Raw genomic sequence first — 20,473 nt, forward strand, 5'->3', positions numbered from 1 at the left:
AATATGCTGCGGGGATTCTGCGGCGACATTACCGAACGCAAAGATTCAAGGCACGCGATCAAGGACATAAACAATGAGGAAACTGTTGTACGCTCTGGCAGCCTCTGCGCTGCTGTTTACCTCCTGGGCCCAGGCACAGCCGGAGCTGAGGTCTGATCATCCTGAGCGTTACACTGTCGTCAAAGGGGACACCCTCTGGGACATTTCAGCGCGATTCCTGAACAACCCGTGGTACTGGCCGGAAATCTGGCACGTGAACCCGCAGGTTGCCAACCCACATCTGATCTATCCGGGTGACCGTCTGGCGCTGGTGTACATCGATGGCAAGCCCCGGATTACCAAGGTGGCGACCAGCGATGTGGTGAAGCTCTCGCCTCAGGTTCGTTCCGAGGCCATCGACACACCAATACCGGCCATCCCCCTGGATGCCATCGCCAGTTTCCTGACCGAAACCCGTATTGTCAGCCCCGAAGAAATTAACGGTGCGCCCTATGTGCTTGAAGGTGAGGACGGCCGCATCATCACCGGTGCCGGTGACCGTATTTACGCTCGCGGCGAGAAGCCGGCCGATCGCGTGGGTATTTTCCGTCGCAGCAAGGAATTTGTGGATCCGGACACCGGCGAGTTCCTTGGCCTGGAAGCCCGGAGCATTGCCCGCGGCAACGTTAATGCCGAAAATGGTGATGTGCTGACCGTAGGCATTACCAAGTCCAGTGAAGAAGTGCGTATTGGCGACCGGTTGCTGGTGAATGAAGATCGCCGGCTGACCACCAGCTTCGTGCCCAGCTCGCCGGATAGTGAGATCGAAGGCAAGATGATTTCTGTCGATGGCGGTGTCAGCCAGATCGGTCAGTACGATGTGGTCGCCATCAACCGCGGCGAGCGCGAAGGCCTGGCGCCCGGTAATGTGCTGGCGGTGCTGAAGGCGGGCAACATGGTTCGTGATCCGGTCACTGGCGAAACCATTGAATTGCCGTCTGAGCGGGCTGGCCTGCTGATGGTGTTCCAGGCCTATGAGAAAATGAGCTATGGCCTGGTACTGCAGGCGACGCGTCCGCTGGCGGTGGGTGACAAGGTCACCAATCCCTGAGGCCGCGCGTTTGATGAGTTGATGGAATAAGACATGGCCGGGCCGGAATGCCCGGCCATTGTTGTTTTCAAGGAAGAGAAAATGTCAGATCAGGAATTTCTGCAAACACCGGCAGGCCAGTGGCTGCTGCTGTCACTGCTGCCCCGGTTCGGAATCCCCCTCAGGGAGCGGATTCTGGGTTCTGTTGATACGCTCACCGACATCCTGCACCTGAATGCTGCCACGCTTCGCGCCATGGGGCTTGGCGGCGATGCCGTGGAGGCCATTGTCGCCTGGCAGGCGGGGGATCTCAGCCAGGGCGTCATTGCCCGGGCACTGGATATCTATCGCCAATGTCGGGAAAGGGGTATTGGCGTGCTCGGACAGGGCCAGTCGCCCTACCCGGAATGCCTGCGCCATATCCACAATGCCCCTCTGGTGCTCTATACCCTGGGTAACGTTGAGTTATTGCAACGGGACCAACTGGGCGTGGTCGGCAGTCGCAACGCCACCCGAGCGGGGCTGGACCATGCCCGCCAGTTTTCGGCGGAACTCAGCCGGCGGGGGCTGCTGATCACCAGTGGCCTGGCCCTCGGGATAGATGGCGCAGCCCACGCCGGCGCCCTGGATGCTGGCTATCCGACACTGGCGGTGGTGGGTTGCGGCCTGGACCGGCTGTATCCGGCCCAACATCGTAAGCTGGCCCATCGCATTATCGGGAACGGCTTGATTGTGTCTGAGTATCCGCCGGGCACCCAGGCCCGGGCCGCCTATTTCCCCCAGCGCAACCGCATAATCAGCGGTCTGGCCCGGGGCGTGCTGGTGGTGGAGGCCAGCCTCCGGAGCGGTTCACTGATTACCGCCCGAACCGCCCTCGAGCAGGGGCGGGAGGTGTTTGCCATTCCCGGTTCGGTGCACAGCCCGGTGGCCCGGGGTTGTCATCAGCTGATTCGCCAGGGCGCGCGGCTGGTGGAGACCGCCGACGACGTGATGGAAGAGCTGGGTACCTGGTGGTCCATGCAGGCGCAACCTGCAGAACCAGAAGCAACGGAGAAATCGCCAGACCTGTCGTTTCTGGACAGCCGGGAAATCGCGGTGCTTGAGGCTTTGGGGTATGATCCGCAGTCTACCGATGCACTGGGCCTTGCCACGGGTTTGCCCGCGGATCAGTTGCTGCAGTCACTACTGATCCTGGAGCTTGAGGGCCTCGCCCATGCCTGCCCGGGTGGTTATCAGCGCACCGGTCGGGACCTTGTTCATTGTTCTGCATGAGGGCGCCGATATCTGATGGCGGATACATCTTCTCCGAGTTTTCTTCAACTGGCTCTTGCCCGCCAGACGGTACTGGCAGGCGGGGTAATCGCCTATCCCACGGAAGCGGTGTGGGGACTGGGGTGCGATCCCTGGAACCGGGAGGCGGTCGAATACATCCTTGAGCTCAAGCAGCGGCCCATGGAGAAGGGCGTGATACTGGTGGCAGCCTCGGTTGAACAGGTGCGTTTCCTGCTGGATCCGTTGCCCGACGCCGTTCAGAGCGAGGCTCTGCGTCACTGGCCAGGGCCGGTCACCTGTCTGTTGCCGGACGTAAACCAGCAGGTGCCGGAGTGGGTCCGCGGCAAACACAGTTCCATCGCCGTTCGGGTCAGTGATCATCCGGTGGTGCGGGCCTTGTGTGAGGCGACGGGTATGCCGCTGGTCAGTACCTCATGCAATCCGGCGGGGCGTCAGCCAGCCCGTGCGATCTGGCAGGTGCGGCGCCATTTCGGCGACCGCATAGATCGTATTGTCCCCGGTGCGCTGGGCGGCAATCGCAAACCCAGTCGCATTATTGATATTGTTACCGGTCAACAGTTTCGCTAGGAGAATTCATGTCACAGCAGCCGGATATCCAGGCCGTCAAGGACTACCTCATCGGTCTTCAGGAGCGCATTTGTCAGCGGCTGGAAGCGGTCGATGGCCAGGCATCGTTTATCCGTGACAGTTGGCAGCGGCCGGAAGGCGGTGGCGGTATCAGCCGAGTGCTGGCCGACGGTGGTGTTATTGAGAAGGGTGGCGTTAACTTTTCCCACGTGATGGGCGAGACCATGCCAGCGTCTGCCACGGCTCACCGCCCTCACCTGGCGGGCGCACCCTGGCAGGCCATGGGGGTGTCGCTGGTGATTCATCCGAACAATCCATACGTGCCCACGTCTCATGCCAACGTGCGCTTTTTCATTGCCACGCCGGAAGGTAGCGACCCGGTGTACTGGTTCGGTGGCGGCTATGATCTCACGCCCTATTACGGATTTGAGGAAGACTGCGTGCACTGGCACCGCACCGCAAAGGCGGCCTGCCAGCCATTCGGTGACTCCGTCTACGCGGACTACAAGCGCTGGTGCGACGACTATTTCTACCTCAAACACCGGCAGGAGCCACGGGGCGTTGGCGGGCTGTTTTTCGATGACTACAACACCGGCGATTTCGACCGTGACTTTGCCTTTATGCAGGCCGTGGGCGACAGTTACATTGAGGCCTACGAGCCGATTGTGCGCCGGCGTATGGATCAGCCCTGGGGGGAACGGGAGCGGGAATTCCAGCTCTACCGCCGGGGCCGCTATGTCGAGTTTAACCTGGTGTACGACCGGGGCACGCTGTTTGGACTGCAGTCGGGCGGCCGGACCGAGTCTATCCTGATGTCCCTGCCCCCGTTGGTGCGCTGGGATTACGACCGCCGTCCGGAGCCAGGCACTGAGGAGGCCCGGCTGACCGAGTATTTTCTGACCGGCCGTGACTGGTTGGAGGAACGTAATGACTAACGATCTGTACGCCGTGGTGGGCAACCCCATCAGCCACAGTAAATCACCCCGTATCCACAGCCTGTTTGCCCAACAGACCGGTGAGGCCGTGGAATACACCGCGATTCAGGCGCCGCTGGAGGATTTCGCCGGCACCGTTCATCACTTCTTCGACCGCGGCGGCAAGGGTCTGAACATTACGGTGCCGTTCAAGGAACAGGCCTGGACCCTGGCTGAGCACCGGACTCACCGGGCCGAGCTGGCAGGTGCCGCCAATACTCTCTATCTGGATCAAGAAGACCAGCTGGTGGCCGATAACACAGATGGTGTGGGTATTGTTCGCGACCTCCGGGACAACCATGGCGTGCCTCTGAAGGGCGCGCGTGTGCTGGTGCTGGGCGCTGGTGGTGCGGTGCGCGGTGTGCTCGGGCCTCTGCTGGACGAGCAGCCCGCCAGTGTGGTTGTGGCCAATCGTACTGTCGCCAGAGCCGAAGCGCTGGCCCGGCTGTTCGGCCGGGAACACAGTGGCATTGAACTCTCGGCCTGTGGTTTTGAGCAGGTCGAAGAACCGTTTGATCTGGTGATCAACGGCACCAGCGCCAGCCTGAAGGGCGATTTGCCAGCCATTACGGCAGATGTGATCGGCGCAGATACCGTGGTCTACGACATGATGTATTCTCTGCAGACCACCACGTTTAACCAGTGGGCCCTGGATCATGGCGCCGTACGCGTGTTTGATGGTCTGGGCATGTTGGTGGAACAGGCTGCCGAAGCTTTTTTCGTGTGGCGGGGCGTACGCCCGGAAACCTCGGCCGTCATCGAGGAACTGAGAACAGACTGAGGCAGGCGATGCAGCCGAGCCGTCGATAAGGGTCAGTTATGGATATTCTTACGCTTGTCGGGTTGCTAGCCGGAACCCTGATTGTGTTGCTCGCCATGTTGGCGAATGCAACCGTACTTACCTTTCTGAACCTGCCTGGCCTGGCCATCGTACTCGGGGGTACGTTTGCCGTAACCCTGATCAAATTCCGGATGCCCTCCGTGCTGAGTGCTTTCCGGCTCGCATTCCGCGCGGCCTTTACGGACAAGCTGGCGCGCCCGGCGGAACTGATTCGGGAAGTGGGCGTGCTGGCCCGGGTGGTTCGCAAGGAGGGCATTCTGGGTCTGGAGAACCATGACACCAAGGACGAGTTCCTGCAGAAAGCCATCAACCTCTGTGTCGATGGCCACCCGCCGGAACTGGTGGAAGAGGCCCTGTTGCAGGACAGCCAGCAGACCGCCGAACGCTACGAAGTGGCGGAACGGGTGTTCCGCGGCATTGGCGAATCGGCACCGGCCATCGGCATGCTGGGTACACTGGTGGGGCTGGTGCAGATGCTCAATACCCTTGATGATCCCTCCTCCATTGGTCCGGCCATGGCCATTGCCCTGCTGACCACCCTGTACGGCGCATTCATTGCCCAACTGATGGCGTTACCCCTGGCCGACAAGCTGCAGCTGAAGGCGGAAGACGATGCCCGCAACCAGATGCTGATCATTACCTCCATCAAGAGCATCATGCGCGGTGAAAACCCCAGGGTTATGACCGAACTGCTGTCTTCCTATGTGTCTCCGGAACACCGCACCAACCTCGAACCCGAGCGGGAGGCCTGAGGTTTGCAACCGGCACGGCCACTGAAAAAGAACCGGGGCAAGAAAGGCACCCCGGACTGGATCGTGACGTTTGCCGATCTGGCTACACTGCTGCTGACGTTTTTTATTCTGCTGCTGTCTTTCGCCGAAATGGATGTGGAAAAGTACCGGGCCATGGCCAACTCCATGTCGCTGGCCTTTGGTTCCAGCAACGTGGTGGCGGAGGACGTGGGTGGCTCCCCTATTACCCTGGTGGAATCGGATACCGTCTCGCTGCCCGAACCGTCGGAGTCGTTGCAACAACAACCTGAGTTTATTGATGAGCGTACCGAGCGCTCAGAAACCCGGCAGATACCCGGCGGTGTGCTGGACCTGGCCGGGCGTCTGGTTCGGGAACTGGAAGAGGAAGTGGCTTCCGAAACCCTGCATGTGAACTACGATGAGGATCAGGTGGTTATCCGGTTCTCGGAGGAAGCGACCTTCCGCTCGGGTGACGCCACTATCAAGCCGGAAATGATCCCGATCATCGAGCGTGTGGTGAGTGTACTGTCTGCCTGTACCGGGGATGTTGTGGTTTCCGGGCATTCCGACGATCGGCCGATTTCCAGCAGCCAGTACCGCTCAAACTGGGACCTGTCTGCTGCCCGGGCGGTCTCGGTGGTGCATGAATTGGTACTTAATCGGGATATTCCCGCCGACCGTGTGGTTGCCGCGGGCCGTGCCGAGACCCGGCCACTGGCCCCCAACACCAGCCCGGAAAACCGAGCCATCAACCGCCGGGTGGAGATCGCTATTCGAAATCCCGAATGCAGTGATGAAGTGCCCACCGCAGACCTGCCGGTGGAAATCCTGCCCTGAGCCGCCGCTATGCCCAGCGCGCCTTATGCTCGCAGTGCAGATACTCATAGTGGATTCATATAACTCTCGCCCATTCAAAGCCTTATACTGTGCGCCCTGAATTGCAGACAGCAGGAGATGCCAGCATGAGCGGACCGGACAAACCCAAAGTCATTGGTGAAGAATGGAGTGACGAACGGGTAAAGAGCTATCTCGATCTGACCCCGTGGGACCGAAGCATCAATGCCGATTATTTCGTGCTGAGCCGGGCCTATGAGGCCATGCGCGCTGAGGACTTCGAGCGCTTTATCGCTTTCTTTACCGAAGCGGGCCGAGACCTGAATGCCGAGGATGAGCAGGGTACCACCATCCTCGATCGTGTCGCTCGCCACCGGCGCAGTGCGGATTATGCCCGCGTCCTGGAAAACGCCGGCGCACAAAAAAAGGCAGCGGCCGGGAACTGATTCCCGGCAAGGCTGCCTTGCAGGCTCGAAGGCGAGGGCTTACTTTACCTCGACTTCGATCGCCTTCGGTTCTTTGGGCTCGGCCTTCTGAATGCTCAGTGTCAGCAGGCCGTCCTTGAAGTTGGCCTTCACACTGTTCTCATCCACGTTGTCCGGCAAGGTGAACCGGCGCATAAAACTGCCGTAGAACCGTTCAATGCGGTGCAGCTTCTTGTCCTTGGTTTCCTCTTCGCTCTTGCGCTCGCCCTGAATGGTAAGTACGCCGTCTTGCACGGTCACCTTCACGTCGTCTTTGCTCATACCCGGCAGCTCGGCTTCCACCATGAAGGCCTCCGGGGTCTCCTTGATATCCACCGCCGGGGCCCAGTCACTGCGGCTGAACAGATCCTTACCTTCCCGTTCTCCGTTGGTGCGGGCCAGGCCGAACATCCGGTTGTAGCGGTTCATCATGTCTTCGAACTCACTGATCGGATTCCAGCGTGTAATGTTGCTCATGGGAACTCCTCCTATAACGATGTCGAATCTGAGATGGTCATCAGCTTCGCTCGCGGAACAGCTCCAACCCGGTGGCGCCCCCGGATGGACTCCGTGAACTTCTGCTATTCTCGAAAGTAGGTGCAGGCGGGTATTTTTCAAGGTGCCCCTGATCAGAATTTGATCTGAATCAGGGGCGGTTGGTCAGGGCTTATTCGGCAGGGTTCAGGTATTCGTCTTTCAGTTTGACGTAGTTGGCGGCGGTGTATTTGAAGAACGTTTTTTCCTTGTCGCTCAGGGCCCGGGCCTGCTTGCACGGGGAGCCCACGTACAGGTAGCCGGATTCCAGGCGTTTGCCTGGCGGTACCAGGGTGCCGGCGCCGATAATGACTTCGTCTTCCACCACGGCGCCGTCCATCACGGTACAGCCCATGCCGACCAGGACCCGGCTGCCAATGGTGCAGCCATGCAGCAGGGCTTTGTGGCCAACGGTCACGTCGTCGCCCAGGATCAGCGGCCAGCCGCCGGGGTTGTAGTCACTGGCGTGGGTGATGTGCAGTACCGAGCCGTCCTGGATGCTGCAGCGGTCGCCAATGCGGATCTTGTGCATGTCGCCTCGGATCACGGTCATGGGCCAGACGGAGCAGTCTTCGCCCATCTGCACATCGCCAATGACCACGGCGCTGTCGTCTACCCAGGTGCGTTCGCCAAATTGTGGTGTGATACCCTTGTGAGTTCGTACATTCGCCATTACATATACCTCAATGCTGTCCAAGTACGGTGCAAGGTACCGGTGGGGGATGGCTTTCAGAAACACGCTCCTTCGGCACATCCCTGTGACGCTTGAGTTCCGCCATCCCTGGCTCCACACAGTTTCTGAAAGCCATCCCCCACCGGCACCCCGTAAGTTGGTGCAAGCTATCTCATTAACGAACGGCTGAGAAGGGGACCTATGAATAACCCGCTACTGACTGACGATCTGTTGCCGAAGTTCGGCCATATCCGTACCGAGCACATGGAAACAGCCATAGACCAGATTCTCAGCGAGAACCGGATGAAGATCCAGACGCTGGCCCAGCAGGAGGATCCCAGCTGGGAAACCCTGGCTCAGCCCATGCAGGAGCTGGAAAACAAGCTGAGTAACGCCTGGTCGGTGATCTCCCACCTGAACGGTGTGATGAACAACGATGATCTGCGCAAAGTGTACAAGAACTGCCTGGAAAAACTGACCGAATACAGCACGGAAGTCAGCCAGAACAGTGCCTTGTGTGAGGCCTATAAAAAACTGGCCGCCCGCGATGATTTCCACAATCTGAGCGAATCCCAGCGCAAGTCCATCGAGAACATCCTGCGGGATTTCCGGCTCGGTGGTGTGGATCTGCCCGAGGACAAGAAAAAGCGTTACGCGGAACTGTCCCGGGAGCTGGCGGAACTGTCCAACAAGTTCAGCGATAACGTGCTGGACGCCACCCAGCACTGGTACAAACACATCACCGATGTGGACGAGCTGTCCGGTCTGCCGGAAACGGCCATTGAAGGCGCCAGGCAGGCGGCCCGGCAGAAGGAGCTGGACGGTTATGTGATTACCCTGGATTTCCCCAGTTTCTATCCGGTGATGACCTACGGCGACAACCGCAGCCTGCGCCGGGAAGTGTACGAGGCGTTTGTGACCCGGGCATCGGATCAGGGCCCGGATGCGGCTAAGTGGGACAATACCCCGGTGATGGCTGAGATTCTCAAGCGTCGCCATGCCCTCGCCCAGTTGCTCGGATTCGATAACTACGCCGAGCGTTCGCTGGCCACCAAGATGGCCCCTAGTGTCGATGAGGTGATGGAGTTCCTGAATCAGTTGGCGGCGAAATCCAAGCCCCAGGCGGAGAAGGAGTTCGCCGAGCTGAAGGCGTTTGTGAAAGACGAATACGGCGTCGAGGATCTTCAGGCCTGGGATGTCGGCTATTACAGCGAGAAGCTGCGCCAGAAGCGTTATGACATTTCTCCGGAAACCCTGCGCCCCTGGTTCCCGGTGGACAAGGTGGTACCGGGCCTGTTCCGGGTGGCAGAGAAGCTGTTTGATGTTCAGATCGAAGCCCATCCGGAGGTGGAAACCTGGCACAAAGATGCCCAGGCTTACTGCATCAGTCGCCACGGCGAGCCGATTGCCTGGTTCTACCTGGATCTCTATGCCCGCCAGGGCAAGCGCGGTGGTGCCTGGATGGCGGACTGCCGGGTGCGCTGGCGCGATCTGCGCGGCCGGTTGCAGTTGCCAGTGGCGTTCCTGACCTGCAACTTCACGCCCCCGGTGGACGGCAAGCCGTCACTGCTGACCCACGATGAAGTCACCACCCTGTTCCACGAGTTCGGCCATGGCCTGCATCACATGCTGACCCAGGTCGAGGTGATGGATGTGTCGGGCATTAACGGTGTGGCCTGGGATGCGGTGGAATTGCCCAGCCAGTTCCTGGAGAACTGGTGCTGGAACCCGGAGTCGCTGGCGCTGATTGCCAGTCACCATGAAACCGGAGAACCGCTGCCGGAAGATCTGCTGCAGAAACTGTTGGCGGCCAAGAACTTCCAGTCCGGGATGGCCATGGTGCGGCAGCTGGAGTTCTCGCTGTTCGATTTCCGGTTGCACGCGGAATTCAGCGAGCAGGCGCCGACCAATCCGCTCGACATGCACCGGACAGTGCGGGAAGAGATTGCCGTGGTTCAGGCGCCGGAGTTCAATCGTTTTCCGAATGCTTTCTCCCACATTTTCGCCGGGGGCTACGCGGCGGGCTATTACAGCTACAAGTGGGCGGAAGTGCTGGCGGCCGATGCGTTCTCGCTGTTTGAGGAGAATGGTATTTTTGATCCGGAAACCGGCAAGGCCTTCCTGCACAACATTCTGGAGAAAGGTGGCTCGCAGGAGCCCATGGAGCTGTTCAAGGCGTTCCGGGGCCGGGAGCCCGAGGTGGATGCCTTGCTGAAGCAGACCGGCATTACGGACGAAGCGGCCTGATACAAACACGCCCGGTGGTCGTACTGGCCATCGGGTGACTTATCTGGAGTTGAATTATGGCGAGTCCGAAACGCTTTATCGCCGGCGCTGTCTGTCCCCGTTGTGCGGAGATGGACAAGATCATGATGTTTACCGATGACCACGGTGAGCAGGTGCGCGAATGCGTGGCATGCGGCTTTACCGATGCCATGTCCGATCAGGAGCAGCCAGCGGCACCGGAGATCGAGACCCGGGTGAACAAGCGGGACAACAAGGACGATCACACGGTAAAACAGGTGGTGTTCTTCAAGTCCGGTTCAGAAGACTGATCCCCCGGCTTGCCTGGCCGTCTGCGGCCGGTGGCAAACCGAGGGTTTTTCCGGTGCCTCAGAGCACCATGGCGGCCAGCCAGCCGAAGGCCAGCAGTGGCAGGTTGTAGTGCAGGAACGTGGGCACCACGGTGTCCCAGATGTGGTTGTGCTGGCCATCCACATTCAGTCCGGCGGTGGGGCCAAGGGTGGAGTCTGATGCCGGAGAGCCGGCATCACCCAGAGCACCCGCCGTACCCACCAGGGCCACGATGGCCAGGGGGCTGAAGCCCAGTTGCAGCGCCAGTGGCACATACAGGGCGGCGATAATGGGGATGGTGGAGAATGATGACCCGATGCCCATGGTGATCAACAGGCCCACCACCAGCATCAGCAATGCTGCCAGCGCCTTGTTCTCGCCTATGGCGGCGACCGAACCTTCCACCAGCGTGGCAATTTCGCCGGTTTCCCGCATCACTTCCGCAAAGCCGTTGGCGGCAATCATGATGAAACCGATCATGGCCAGCATTTTCATGCCCTCGGTAAACAGATCGTCGGCTTCTTTCCACTTTACCACGCCAGAAATATTGAACAGTACGAAGCCGGCCAGTGCGCCCAGGATCATGGAGCCCAGCCAGAGTTGCACCACGAACGCCACAGCAATGGCGACCAGCGCCATCACCAGTGTTCTGGGGCTGTACTTAACGTCCACACGCTCGGTCTGTTGGATGCGCTTGAGGTCATAGCCACGACCGCCCCGGTAGCTGAAGAAGACCGCAACCAGCAGACCCAGGAGCATGCCCAGGGCTGGCAACGCCATGGCCGACATGACGTTCAGGTTGCTGGCGTCTACCCCGTTGTCGGCCACGTTGGCCAGCAGGATCTCGTTCAGATAGATACCGCCAAAGCCTACTGGCAGGAACATGTAAGGCGTGATCAGGCCGAAGGTCAGCACGCAGGCCACCAGCCGGCGGTCCATGTTCAGTTTCGCCATCACGTAAAGCAGTGGCGGCACGACCAGCGGAATGAAGGCGATGTGAATCGGCAGGATATTCTGTGACGATACGGCAATGGCCAGCAGCAGGCCGATGATCATGAACCGGATGCCGGTGGCAGCGCCCCCTTCATTCTGCCGGCCCACCATGGCCAGGGCCTTGTCGGCCAGGGCATGGGCCAGACCGGATTTGCCGATGGCGACGGCAAACGCGCCCAGGGTGGCATAGGACAAGGCCACGGTGGCACCACCGCCCAGGCCGGTATTGAAGGCATTGATGGTCTCTTCAAGGGACATGCCTGCCACCAGGCCACCGGATATGGCGCCGATGATCAGGGCAACAACAACGTGAATGCGGCACAGGCTCAGTACGAGCATGATCAGTACCGCGGCAACTACGGCATTCATGGCAAACTCCGGATAGGAATCGAGGGAATACCGGCACCTTTTGGGCGCCGGCAGCACGAAAAGTGCGCTAATGTGCAGGAAATGGCCGCCGCAGTCAAAACGGTTGTGTAACCGTTACTCGTCCTCAACCCGCATGAAACGGGGAACCTGTTCGCCGGCCACATCGACAGTTTCCAGAAACATGGGGAGCGGGCGAACCCATAGACTATGGTCGCCGTACAGGCAGCGATAGACCACCAGCGGCTCTTCGGTTTCGCTGTGGCGGGCCACGCCGATCACGTCGTAGTCCTTGCCTTTGTAATGCCGGTAGCGGCCGGGCTGAACCGTGTGTCTGCGTTCGGGCATGTCTTCCTCTCTGGTGGTAGCGGGGCTTTACCCCTTAATTTCGCCGGACTTGAGCGGGATATCCGTCTACACTGTTTGTGAAGCACGGTTGGTTATGGTGTTTCCCATCAGAACACAACAGTGTAGTTCAAGCACCCCGGGCCGGAAATTACAGACAAGAATGAACGGGCGCATTTCCCGCAGAACAGGCATATTCCTTACCTTGCTGCTGTGCTTGGCCTTCACTGCTGCCCATGCCGAGCCGGTATCCTTCCAATGGTTGTCGGTACCTCAGGGGGCCAGGGATGTCGAGGCGATCCGCGCCATCGGCCCTGACCAGTGGCAGACGGTTCCCGCAGGCCAGACCCTGAACCGGGGATTCAGTGACGACGAATTCTGGTTGCAGGTACGGGTACCGGCGCAACCCGTCAACCGGGTTCTGGAAGTGGGCTATCCCCTGCTCGATGAAGTGTCGGTGTATTGGGAACTGGATGGCCGGATTATCGAATCCCATCACACCGGGGACACCCGGCCGTTCGACAGCCGGCCGATTGTGCACCGCAATTTCGTCTTTCTGGTGCCGTCCAATACCGAGCCGGTCACGGCCTGGATTCGTGTGCAGACCCAGGGCTCGGTTCAGGTTCCCGTCGCGGTAACCCCGTCCGCCGAATTTCTTGCCAACGAGCAGATTTCCTATGGCTGGCAGACCATGTTCCTGGGAATCGTGGTCGCTCTGGCCCTGTATAACCTGTTTCTGTTCCTGATTGTCCGCCACCAGACCTACCTCTGGTATGTGCTGACGGTTGTCTGTTCCGGTGCCGTGCAGCTCAACTTCAATGGCCTGCTGTTCCAGTGGTTCTGGCCAGACGTGCCGTGGATCAACCGTTACTTCACTGTGCCCGTGGTCAGTGCCGCGCTGATTGCGGCCATCGTTTTCACCATGAAATTCCTGTTGGTCAAGAGTTACTCTCGCTGGGGGTATCGGGTCCTCCAGACACTACTGGCGGTCAATCTGTTGGGCCTGATCTACGGTTTCGTTGGTTCTTACCAGGTGGGCATTATCTGGATAAGCAGTCTGGCTGCGTTCGCGACCCCGGTGGCCTGGCTGATTGGTATCAATGTCTGGCGCAGGGGCCAGATCCTGGGCGGCTTTTATGTACTTGCCTGGACGCCCTTGCTGTTGGGGCACCTGGTGCTCGCGGTCAGCAAGCTGGGCTGGATTCCGCGCAGCCCATTTACCGAGCTGGCGCCCCAGGCCGGGGTGGCGGTTGAGGTAATTCTGTTGTCGTTTGCCCTGGCCTACCGGATCAACATGGAGCGCCGGCGCCGGCAACAGGCCCAGGAGCATGCCCTGGACATACAGCGCCAGGCCAACCTGACCCTGGAATCCCGGGTTCGGGAACGCACCGAGGAGCTGGAGCAGGCAAACGAGCAGTTACGGGCCATCAGCCTGACCGACGGCCTGACTTACGTCGCCAACCGGCGCCGTTTTGATGAGAAACTGGAAACTGAGTGGAACCGGGCGTTGCGTCACGAGCATGAACTGAGCCTGATTCTGCTGGATATTGACCACTTCAAGCAGGTGAACGACCGCTTCGGCCATCTGGTGGGAGACGATTGCTTGGTGGCGCTGGCCGCAATTCTGTCCGATGAGGTCCAGCGCTCTGGGGACCTGGTGGCGCGTTACGGCGGTGAGGAGTTCGCCATTCTGCTGCCCGCTACCGATGTGGCCGGCGCGCAGCAAGTGGCGGAACGGATGCGGCTGTCGGTCGCCCGAACGCCGGTTAACAGCGGCGAGCATATGTCGCCGGTCAGCCTGACCATCAGTCTTGGTGTGGCGACACTGACCCCCAACCGGCAATCCGATTGTCAGGAACTGATTCGCCGCGCCGATGAGGCGCTCTACGCCGCCAAGGCCGATGGGCGCAACCGGGTGGTGGTCTGGCATCCCAAGGCAGTCGCCCCCACCACCAGTTGACCTCAGTTTTTGAGTTTGTACCGGCCCGGCCCCAGGAAAATCAGCGCCAGTGCAGTGAACAGGAAGAAGCCCTGAAGTTCCAGCGCCCAGCCGCCGTTGCCGCTCAAAGTCAACAGCTGGTGGCCATGCACCAGGGCGATGGCAACGATCATGTTGAAAACAATGATCAGGGCGCCGATGCGGGTCTGGTATCCGAGAATCACCATCAGCGGTGCAATGACTTCCCCGATATAGACGCCGTAGGCCAGGATCGTGGGCAGGCCATGGCTGGCCAGCTGGCCTTCGATAAAGCCAATGCCATTGAGCAGTTTGGCGATGCCGTGGAACAGCAGTAACCCGCCCAGTGTCAGCCGTACAATCAGTTTTCCAAGATCGGCATTATCCAGCACGTTTGGCCTCCTCAGTGTTGTTCGGGAGGGCAAGAATACTGGTTTTCCGGAGGCAATTCAGTGACGTGTTGTTATTAAACTCAGCACGACGGCCCGAGGGCGAAGCGGATGTGGTTCCGCTCCAGCAGGTTTTCCCAGTACTGTCGCATCCAGTCCCAGGCCTGGTTATTGACCTGGTCGATGAAGGGTTCCAGGTCCAGGTCGTAGTAATCCGGGGTGCCGGCAATCTGGAGTACGGTAACGGTAATGGCATCGTCCAGCTCATTGGCGAAGGGTTCACCAATGAGCTCGTGCACCAACAGGTTGGCCCGGGTGGCTTCCAGGTCAATCAGTTCGCTGGCGCGGGTAGAGCGGTTGTTATCGTGCATTTCTTCCATCAACCGGTGGCACAGGTAAGCGCGTATGAGCAGCCCGTCGAGGCCATCGTAGCGGACCAGCAGTACCGAGGGCTGGGTGAAGTAGCGGGTAGCGGCATCAATGAAGGGTTGGAACAGTTTGGTTATACCGGCTTCCCGGGCACAGGCGTCAACACATTCCACCAGCCTGGGCGCCATCTCGATGTATTCCACCGCGAACTGGAACAGGGACGTTGCCGGTTGATAGCCATCCACCACCACCGAACCCGGCAGCCGGGCGGCTTTCTCTTTCATCTGGCGTAAGAAGGCGCCGGATCGTGCTTCCTGGCGCCTTGCCTGATCGATGATTTCAAGGACGGCCTGTGGTGTCATTTCAGGAGATGCCGAAGTCTGAACAATTTGAGGTCGCAAGGCGCCTCCCGTTCTATCAAGGAGTAACCGGAGGCAGGAAAGCAGGGGCTGGCTACCGCAACATGCCTGCCGTTTCTGACTAGTGTAGCCAAGATTTGTTGCCTTGCTGCCTGTACTGGCAAATTTAACGGTTACGGTGTGTATAGCTGGCGTCAGCGTGCATCAAACCACCGGCCCTCGCGGGTATAACGCCAGCACATCCAGCCCATGCTTCCGGCTCGCGCCAGCATCAGCGTGATGAGCGAAAACCAGAGTCCGTGGTTGCCCCACCCGGTGGTCAGCCACCAGACCGGCAGAAACACAGCCAGCGCTGAAAACAGCATGGTGTTCTGCATTTCCCGGGTGCGGGTGGCGCCGATGAACACACCATCAAGCAGAAAACCCCAGACCGAGGCAAATGGCAGCAGCCAGAGCCAGGGCAGGTATTGCCAGGCGGTAGTTCGCACCTCCTCCAGACCGGTCAGCAGGCTGATCAGCCAGCGGCCGCCGAGCACGAACGCAACGGTCAGCAACAACGCGCCCCAGATCGACCAGCGCAGGGCGCTCAGGAAGACCATGCGGAACCGGCGCCTGCTGTTCTGGCCAATGGCCTCACCCACCAAAGCTTCGGCAGCATTGGCGAAACCGTCCAGGGCATTGGAAATCACCAGCAAAAAGGTGATCAGCACGGCGTTGGCGGCCAGGATGACATCGCCCTGCCGGGCACCCTGAGCGGTGAAAAACGCCAGTACCAGCAGCAGGGCAATGGTGCGAACCATGATGTAACGGTTCACCTGCAGAATGGTCAGGTAGTCTGCCAACTGTCCGAACAGCGCGCGGGTCAATCGCTGGCCTTCGGGCATCCTCCGAAGCACGATGGCAAACCCGATCAGGGCAGCACCGTATTCCGCCATCACGGTGGCCATGGCCACGCCCCGGCTGTTCCAGCCCAGTACCGTAACGAAGAACACGTCCAGCACAATGTTGATGCCGTTGGCGATGATCAGCATCACCATGGGGCCGCGGGGGAACTGGGTACCGATCAGCCAGCCCACCAGGGTGTACTGGCACAGCACCGCTGGCGCACTCCAGATCCGGATAGCCGCGTATTCTGCCGCCAGAGCGGCCACCTCAGGGCTGGGATTCATCAGCTCCAGACCGATCCGGATCAGCGGTTGGTGGAACAGAACCAATAACAGCCCGATGCCGATGGCCAGCAGGATTGAGCGTAATAGCAGCGCGACCTGGGCAAAGGCATCCCGTTTGCCCCAGGCCTGGGCCGCCAGACCGGTCGTACCCATGCGCATGAAGCCGAAGGTCCAGTACAGGATGCTGAACAGATTGGCGCCCACGGCGACCGCGCCCAGGTATTCCGGACTGTGCAGATGGCCGAGCACGGCGGTATCCACCAGGCCCAGCAGGGGTACGGTGAGATTGGTCAGCATCAGTGGCCAGGCCAGTGCCCACAGGCGTCGGTCAATGATGCCGGGCGCACGCTGCTTATTCTTTATGCTTCTCAAAACTCTGCACTTATCTTATTTGGATTTAAGGATTTTTTAGTCTTTTTTTGATCTGTGTCTATACTCAATTTTGATGTATCCATAAGCAGGCTTTCACTCGGGGATTTCCGACGGTTGCGAGTGCCATCGGTAAATTTCGGAGGGATGACGCAAAATCCGACAAGAATAACACTCTGTGGAGACACAGTATGCGCGTGCATGCCAAGCGGGCAGTAGCCCTAGCCGCTGGTCTGTTGTCACCGGCTGTGGTCGTGGCCGACTGGACCATGAACATGACGCCCGGTGTAACCGGCACCAGTAATCAGATTTTCAGCCTTCACATGACCATTCTCTGGATCTGCGTCGCCATCGGTGTGGTGGTGTTCGGGGTCATGTTCTGGTCCATTTTCGCCCATCGCAAATCCCAGGGCGCGAAACCGGCCAATTTCCACGAGAACACGGTGGTCGAAATTCTCTGGACCATCATTCCGTTCGCCATTCTCGTGGCCATGGCCATTCCCGCCACGGCAACGCTGGTGGAGATGTACGACACCACCGAATCCGAAGTGGATATCAAGGTTACCGGCTATCAGTGGCGCTGGCAGTATGAGTATATCAATGAAGATTTTGGTTACTTCTCCAGCCTGTCTACACCCCGGGACCAGATCGAGAACCGCCAGGCCAAGGGTGAAAACTACCTCCTGGAAGTGGACAACCCGCTGGTGATTCCAGTCGGCAAGAAAGTGCGTTTTCTGTTGACCGCCAATGACGTAATCCACTCCTGGTGGGTGCCGGAGTTTGGCGTGAAGAAAGATGCCATCCCCGGTTTTATCAATGAAACCTGGACCCGGGTGGATGAGCCGGGCATTTACCGTGGCCAGTGCACCGAGCTGTGTGGCAAGGACCACGGCTTCATGCCGGTGGTGGTCGAGGCGGTGCCGGAAGAGGAATACAACGCCTGGGTGGCGGAGCAGCGCGAGGCAGCCGAGAAAGAACGCCAGCTGACCCAGAAAGACTGGACTCTGGAAGAATTGATGGCGCGTGGTGAGAAGGCTTATGCCACAGCCTGTGCGGCCTGCCACCAGGCGGATGGCAGCGGGGCCCCCCCGGCGTTCCCCGCGCTCAAGGGTAGCCCGATTGCGACCGGAGATATGACGGCTCACATCGACATTGTGGTGAACGGCAAGTCCGGGACGGCGATGCAGGCGTTCGGCAACCAGCTGAGCGAAGTGGACCTGGCCGCGGTGATTACCTATGAGCGTAATGCCTGGGGTAACAACACCGGCGATATGGTCACGCCCAAGGAAATTTTTGATTACAAGAACCAGCAGTAATCAACGCCAGATAACAACAATCACCAGCCACATCAGAAGGCGGTAACGGGGGTTTTCATGAGTGCGGTTGCAGATACCCACAGCCAGGAACATCACCACGGCCCGGCCAAAGGCATCAGCCGCTGGCTGCTGACCACAAACCATAAGGACATCGGGTCCATGTACCTGATGTTCAGTTTTGCCATGTTCCTGCTCGGCGGCAGCATGGCCATGGTCATCCGGGCCGAACTGTTCCAGCCCGGTCTGCAGATTGTGCAGCCGGAGTTCTTCAACCAGATGACCACCATGCACGGTCTGATCATGGTGTTCGGGGCGGTCATGCCGGCCTTTGTCGGGTTAGCCAACTGGATGCTGCCCTTGATGATCGGCGCGCCGGACATGGCACTGCCGCGCATGAATAACTGGAGTTTCTGGCTGCTGCCCTGCGCCTTCCTGATTCTGGTCTCCACCCTGTTCATGCAGGGCGGCGCCCCCAACTTCGGCTGGACCTTCTACGCGCCGCTTTCCACCACCTATGGGCCACCCAGCACCACGTTCTTCATCTTCGCGGTGCACATCATGGGTGTGTCCTCAATCATGGGCGCCATCAATGTCATTGCCACCATTCTCAACATGCGGGCGCCGGGCATGACCCTGATGAAAATGCCCCTGTTTGTCTGGACCTGGCTGATCACCGCGTTCCTGTTGATTGCGGTCATGCCGGTGCTGGCCGGCGTGGTGACCATGATGCTGATGGACATCAACTTCGGTACCAGTTTCTTTGATGCCTCCGGTGGTGGCGATCCGGTACTGTTCCAGCATGTGTTCTGGTTCTTCGGGCATCCGGAGGTGTACATCATGATCCTGCCGGCGTTCGGGGCCATCTCCCACATTGTTGCGGCCTTCTCCCGCAAACCGCTGTTTGGCTATGCCTCCATGGTGTATGCGGTGGGTGCCATTGCCCTGTTGTCGTTCGTGGTCTGGGCGCACCATATGTTTACCGTGGGTATTCCACTGGCCGGGCAGTTGTTCTTCATGTACGCCACCATGCTGATTGCCGTGCCCACCGGGGTGAAGGTGTTCAACTGGGTCACCACCATGTTCCGGGGCTCCCTGAGTTTCGAGGCGCCCATGCTGTTCGCCGTGGCCTTTATCATTCTGTTCACTATCGGTGGTTTCTCCGGGCTGATGCTGGCCATCGCGCCTGCGGACTTCCAGTACCACGATACCTACTTTGTGGTCGCGCATTTCCATTATGTGCTGGTACCCGGTGCCATCTTCGGCATCTTCGCTTCCGCCTACTTCTGGCTGCCCAAGTGGACCGGCCACATGTACGACGAAACCCTGGCCAAGACCCACTTCTGGCTATCGTTCATCGGCATGAACCTGGCTTTCTTCCCCATGCACTTCCTGGGGCTGGCGGGTATGCCCCGGCGGATTCCGGACTACGCGCTGCAGTTTGCTGACTTCAACATGGTGTCGAGCATCGGGGCCTTTATGTTCGGCGTCAGTCAGTTGCTGTTCCTGTTCATCGTGGTGAAGTGTGTGCGGGGGGGAGAGAAGGCCGCCGCCAAACCCTGGGATGGTGCCGAAGGGCTGGAATGGACGGTGCCCTCACCGGCGCCCTATCACACTTTCTCGACACCGCCGGAAGTGAAATAACCGGGAGGTCGCCATGGCAGAGCCACAACCGCAACACGGCAAACGCAGCAACGGTCGGGTGATTGCCTGGTGCATGGCCGGCGTGGTCGGTATGTTCGCCTTCGGCTTCGCCCTGGTGCCCCTGTACGACGTGTTCTGCGAAATCACCGGTATCAATGGCAAGACCGGCGGTCGGTACGATGCGCAGGTCACCAACCACGTGGATGCCAACCGTACCGTGACGGTCCAGTTCCTGGCTAGTAATGGCCCGGGTATGTCCTGGGAATTCCGGCCGGTGACCCGCAGCATCAAGGTGCATCCCGGTGAGCCGGTGACCGTCAATTTCTACGCCGAAAACGGCAGCGACCAGGCCATGGTCGGACAGGCAGTTCCCAGCTTGTCCCCGGCTGAGGGCACCCTGTACTTCCACAAGACCGAGTGTTTCTGTTTCAACCAGCAGCCCCTGGAAGCCGGCGAAAGCACAGAAATGCCTCTGGTGTTTATCGTGGATCCGGAACTGCCGGAACACATCACCAAGCTGACACTGTCCTACACCCTTTACGACCAGAGCCAGAAGGCCGAGGTATCGGGTGCCGCCGGGGCAGCAAAAACAACCAACAATAACGGCTAAGCCATCGGAGACAGC

The 20,473-nt window shown here is 59.5% G+C and carries 21 protein-coding genes; 14 read left to right on the forward strand and 7 right to left on the reverse strand.

Annotated elements, in window-relative coordinates:
- Positions 1-73 precede the first annotated feature (73 nt).
- From ACF8YQ_RS00160 to ACF8YQ_RS00195, 8 genes are all read left to right on the forward strand, one after another.
- Positions 74-1,090 carry a LysM peptidoglycan-binding domain-containing protein gene (locus ACF8YQ_RS00160; protein WP_396622235.1) on the forward strand — a complete coding sequence of 339 codons (1,017 nt, stop codon included), beginning with the start codon at positions 74-76 and terminating at the stop codon, positions 1,088-1,090.
- Between the two features lie 33 nt (positions 1,091-1,123).
- Positions 1,124-2,341, forward strand: coding sequence for a DNA-processing protein DprA (gene dprA / locus ACF8YQ_RS00165; protein WP_396622236.1), 1,218 nt, complete (start codon positions 1,124-1,126; stop codon positions 2,339-2,341).
- Positions 2,342-2,356: 15 nt separating this feature from the next.
- Complete coding sequence (locus tag ACF8YQ_RS00170; RefSeq protein ID WP_396622237.1) at positions 2,357-2,929, forward strand: L-threonylcarbamoyladenylate synthase; 573 nt, start codon at positions 2,357-2,359, stop codon at positions 2,927-2,929.
- A gap of 8 nt (positions 2,930-2,937) precedes the next feature.
- Positions 2,938-3,864: an oxygen-dependent coproporphyrinogen oxidase gene (gene hemF / locus ACF8YQ_RS00175; protein ID WP_396622238.1), complete on the forward strand. Its 927-nt coding sequence runs from the start codon at positions 2,938-2,940 to the stop codon at positions 3,862-3,864.
- Positions 3,857-4,684, forward strand: a complete 828-nt coding sequence (aroE, locus tag ACF8YQ_RS00180; protein ID WP_396622239.1) for a shikimate dehydrogenase — start codon at positions 3,857-3,859, stop codon at positions 4,682-4,684. The genes hemF and aroE overlap by 8 nt, the downstream gene beginning before the upstream one ends.
- 38 nt (positions 4,685-4,722) lie before the next feature.
- Positions 4,723-5,496, forward strand: coding sequence for a motility protein A (locus tag ACF8YQ_RS00185; RefSeq protein ID WP_011783629.1), 774 nt, complete (start codon positions 4,723-4,725; stop codon positions 5,494-5,496).
- Positions 5,497-5,499: 3 nt separating this feature from the next.
- On the forward strand, positions 5,500-6,333 hold the full coding sequence (locus tag ACF8YQ_RS00190; protein ID WP_396622240.1) for a flagellar motor protein MotB: 834 nt from the start codon (positions 5,500-5,502) through the stop codon (positions 6,331-6,333).
- A 125-nt stretch (positions 6,334-6,458) separates the two neighbouring features.
- Positions 6,459-6,776, forward strand: a complete 318-nt coding sequence (locus ACF8YQ_RS00195; RefSeq protein ID WP_224850701.1) for a PA4642 family protein — start codon at positions 6,459-6,461, stop codon at positions 6,774-6,776.
- Positions 6,777-6,815: 39 nt separating this feature from the next.
- Here ACF8YQ_RS00195 and ACF8YQ_RS00200 read toward each other — a convergent pair whose 3' ends face one another.
- Together ACF8YQ_RS00200 and ACF8YQ_RS00205 are read right to left on the reverse strand one after the other, a co-directional pair.
- On the reverse strand, positions 6,816-7,271 hold the full coding sequence (locus ACF8YQ_RS00200) for an Hsp20/alpha crystallin family protein (protein WP_396622241.1): 456 nt from the start codon (positions 7,269-7,271) through the stop codon (positions 6,816-6,818).
- 190 nt (positions 7,272-7,461) lie between these two features.
- Positions 7,462-8,001 (reverse strand): gamma carbonic anhydrase family protein, encoded by a 540-nt coding sequence (locus ACF8YQ_RS00205; RefSeq protein ID WP_011783633.1) that lies wholly within the window; start codon positions 7,999-8,001, stop codon positions 7,462-7,464.
- Positions 8,002-8,202: 201 nt separating this feature from the next.
- Here ACF8YQ_RS00205 and prlC point away from each other — a divergent pair, with 201 nt between their 5' ends.
- Together prlC and ACF8YQ_RS00215 are read left to right on the forward strand one after the other, a co-directional pair.
- Positions 8,203-10,248: an oligopeptidase A gene (prlC, locus tag ACF8YQ_RS00210; protein WP_396622242.1), complete on the forward strand. Its 2,046-nt coding sequence runs from the start codon at positions 8,203-8,205 to the stop codon at positions 10,246-10,248.
- Between the two features lie 56 nt (positions 10,249-10,304).
- Positions 10,305-10,556, forward strand: a complete 252-nt coding sequence (locus ACF8YQ_RS00215) for a YheV family putative zinc ribbon protein (RefSeq protein WP_011783635.1) — start codon at positions 10,305-10,307, stop codon at positions 10,554-10,556.
- Positions 10,557-10,614: 58 nt separating this feature from the next.
- Here the strand turns inward: ACF8YQ_RS00215 and ACF8YQ_RS00220 are convergent, their stop codons facing one another.
- Together ACF8YQ_RS00220 and ACF8YQ_RS00225 are read right to left on the reverse strand one after the other, a co-directional pair.
- A complete protein-coding gene (locus ACF8YQ_RS00220; protein ID WP_396622243.1) occupies positions 10,615-11,937 on the reverse strand; it encodes a Na+/H+ antiporter family protein in 1,323 nt (440 codons plus the stop codon).
- A gap of 114 nt (positions 11,938-12,051) precedes the next feature.
- A complete protein-coding gene (locus ACF8YQ_RS00225) occupies positions 12,052-12,282 on the reverse strand; it encodes a DUF1653 domain-containing protein (protein ID WP_011783637.1) in 231 nt (76 codons plus the stop codon).
- A 160-nt stretch (positions 12,283-12,442) separates the two neighbouring features.
- Between ACF8YQ_RS00225 and ACF8YQ_RS00230 the strand changes: the two genes are divergently transcribed.
- The gene (locus ACF8YQ_RS00230) at positions 12,443-14,239 is read left to right on the forward strand and encodes a diguanylate cyclase (RefSeq protein ID WP_396622244.1); all 1,797 of its coding nucleotides are present in this window, start codon (positions 12,443-12,445) and stop codon (positions 14,237-14,239) included.
- Between the two features lie 2 nt (positions 14,240-14,241).
- On the opposite strand, the gene ACF8YQ_RS00235 is transcribed toward ACF8YQ_RS00230, so the two are convergent.
- From ACF8YQ_RS00235 to ACF8YQ_RS00245, 3 genes are all read right to left on the reverse strand, one after another.
- Positions 14,242-14,628, reverse strand: a complete 387-nt coding sequence (locus ACF8YQ_RS00235; protein WP_023008109.1) for a DoxX family protein — start codon at positions 14,626-14,628, stop codon at positions 14,242-14,244.
- Between the two features lie 80 nt (positions 14,629-14,708).
- Positions 14,709-15,356 carry a hypothetical protein gene (locus tag ACF8YQ_RS00240; protein ID WP_396622245.1) on the reverse strand — a complete coding sequence of 216 codons (648 nt, stop codon included), beginning with the start codon at positions 15,354-15,356 and terminating at the stop codon, positions 14,709-14,711.
- Between the two features lie 191 nt (positions 15,357-15,547).
- Positions 15,548-16,894 carry an MATE family efflux transporter gene (locus tag ACF8YQ_RS00245; RefSeq protein ID WP_396622246.1) on the reverse strand — a complete coding sequence of 449 codons (1,347 nt, stop codon included), beginning with the start codon at positions 16,892-16,894 and terminating at the stop codon, positions 15,548-15,550.
- Between the two features lie 188 nt (positions 16,895-17,082).
- Here ACF8YQ_RS00245 and coxB point away from each other — a divergent pair, with 188 nt between their 5' ends.
- The 3 genes from coxB to ACF8YQ_RS00260 are packed head-to-tail and all read left to right on the forward strand — an operon-like array spanning position 17,083 to position 20,458.
- Positions 17,083-18,207 carry a cytochrome c oxidase subunit II gene (coxB, locus tag ACF8YQ_RS00250; RefSeq protein WP_011783642.1) on the forward strand — a complete coding sequence of 375 codons (1,125 nt, stop codon included), beginning with the start codon at positions 17,083-17,085 and terminating at the stop codon, positions 18,205-18,207.
- Positions 18,208-18,264: 57 nt separating this feature from the next.
- A complete protein-coding gene (gene ctaD / locus ACF8YQ_RS00255; protein ID WP_011783643.1) occupies positions 18,265-19,848 on the forward strand; it encodes a cytochrome c oxidase subunit I in 1,584 nt (527 codons plus the stop codon).
- A 13-nt stretch (positions 19,849-19,861) separates the two neighbouring features.
- The gene (locus tag ACF8YQ_RS00260; protein WP_396622247.1) at positions 19,862-20,458 is read left to right on the forward strand and encodes a cytochrome c oxidase assembly protein; all 597 of its coding nucleotides are present in this window, start codon (positions 19,862-19,864) and stop codon (positions 20,456-20,458) included.
- Positions 20,459-20,473 lie beyond the last annotated feature (15 nt).

It is taken from the genome of Marinobacter sp. W-8 (assembly GCF_044342215.1).
Lineage (GTDB): Bacteria > Pseudomonadota > Gammaproteobacteria > Pseudomonadales > Oleiphilaceae > Marinobacter > Marinobacter nauticus.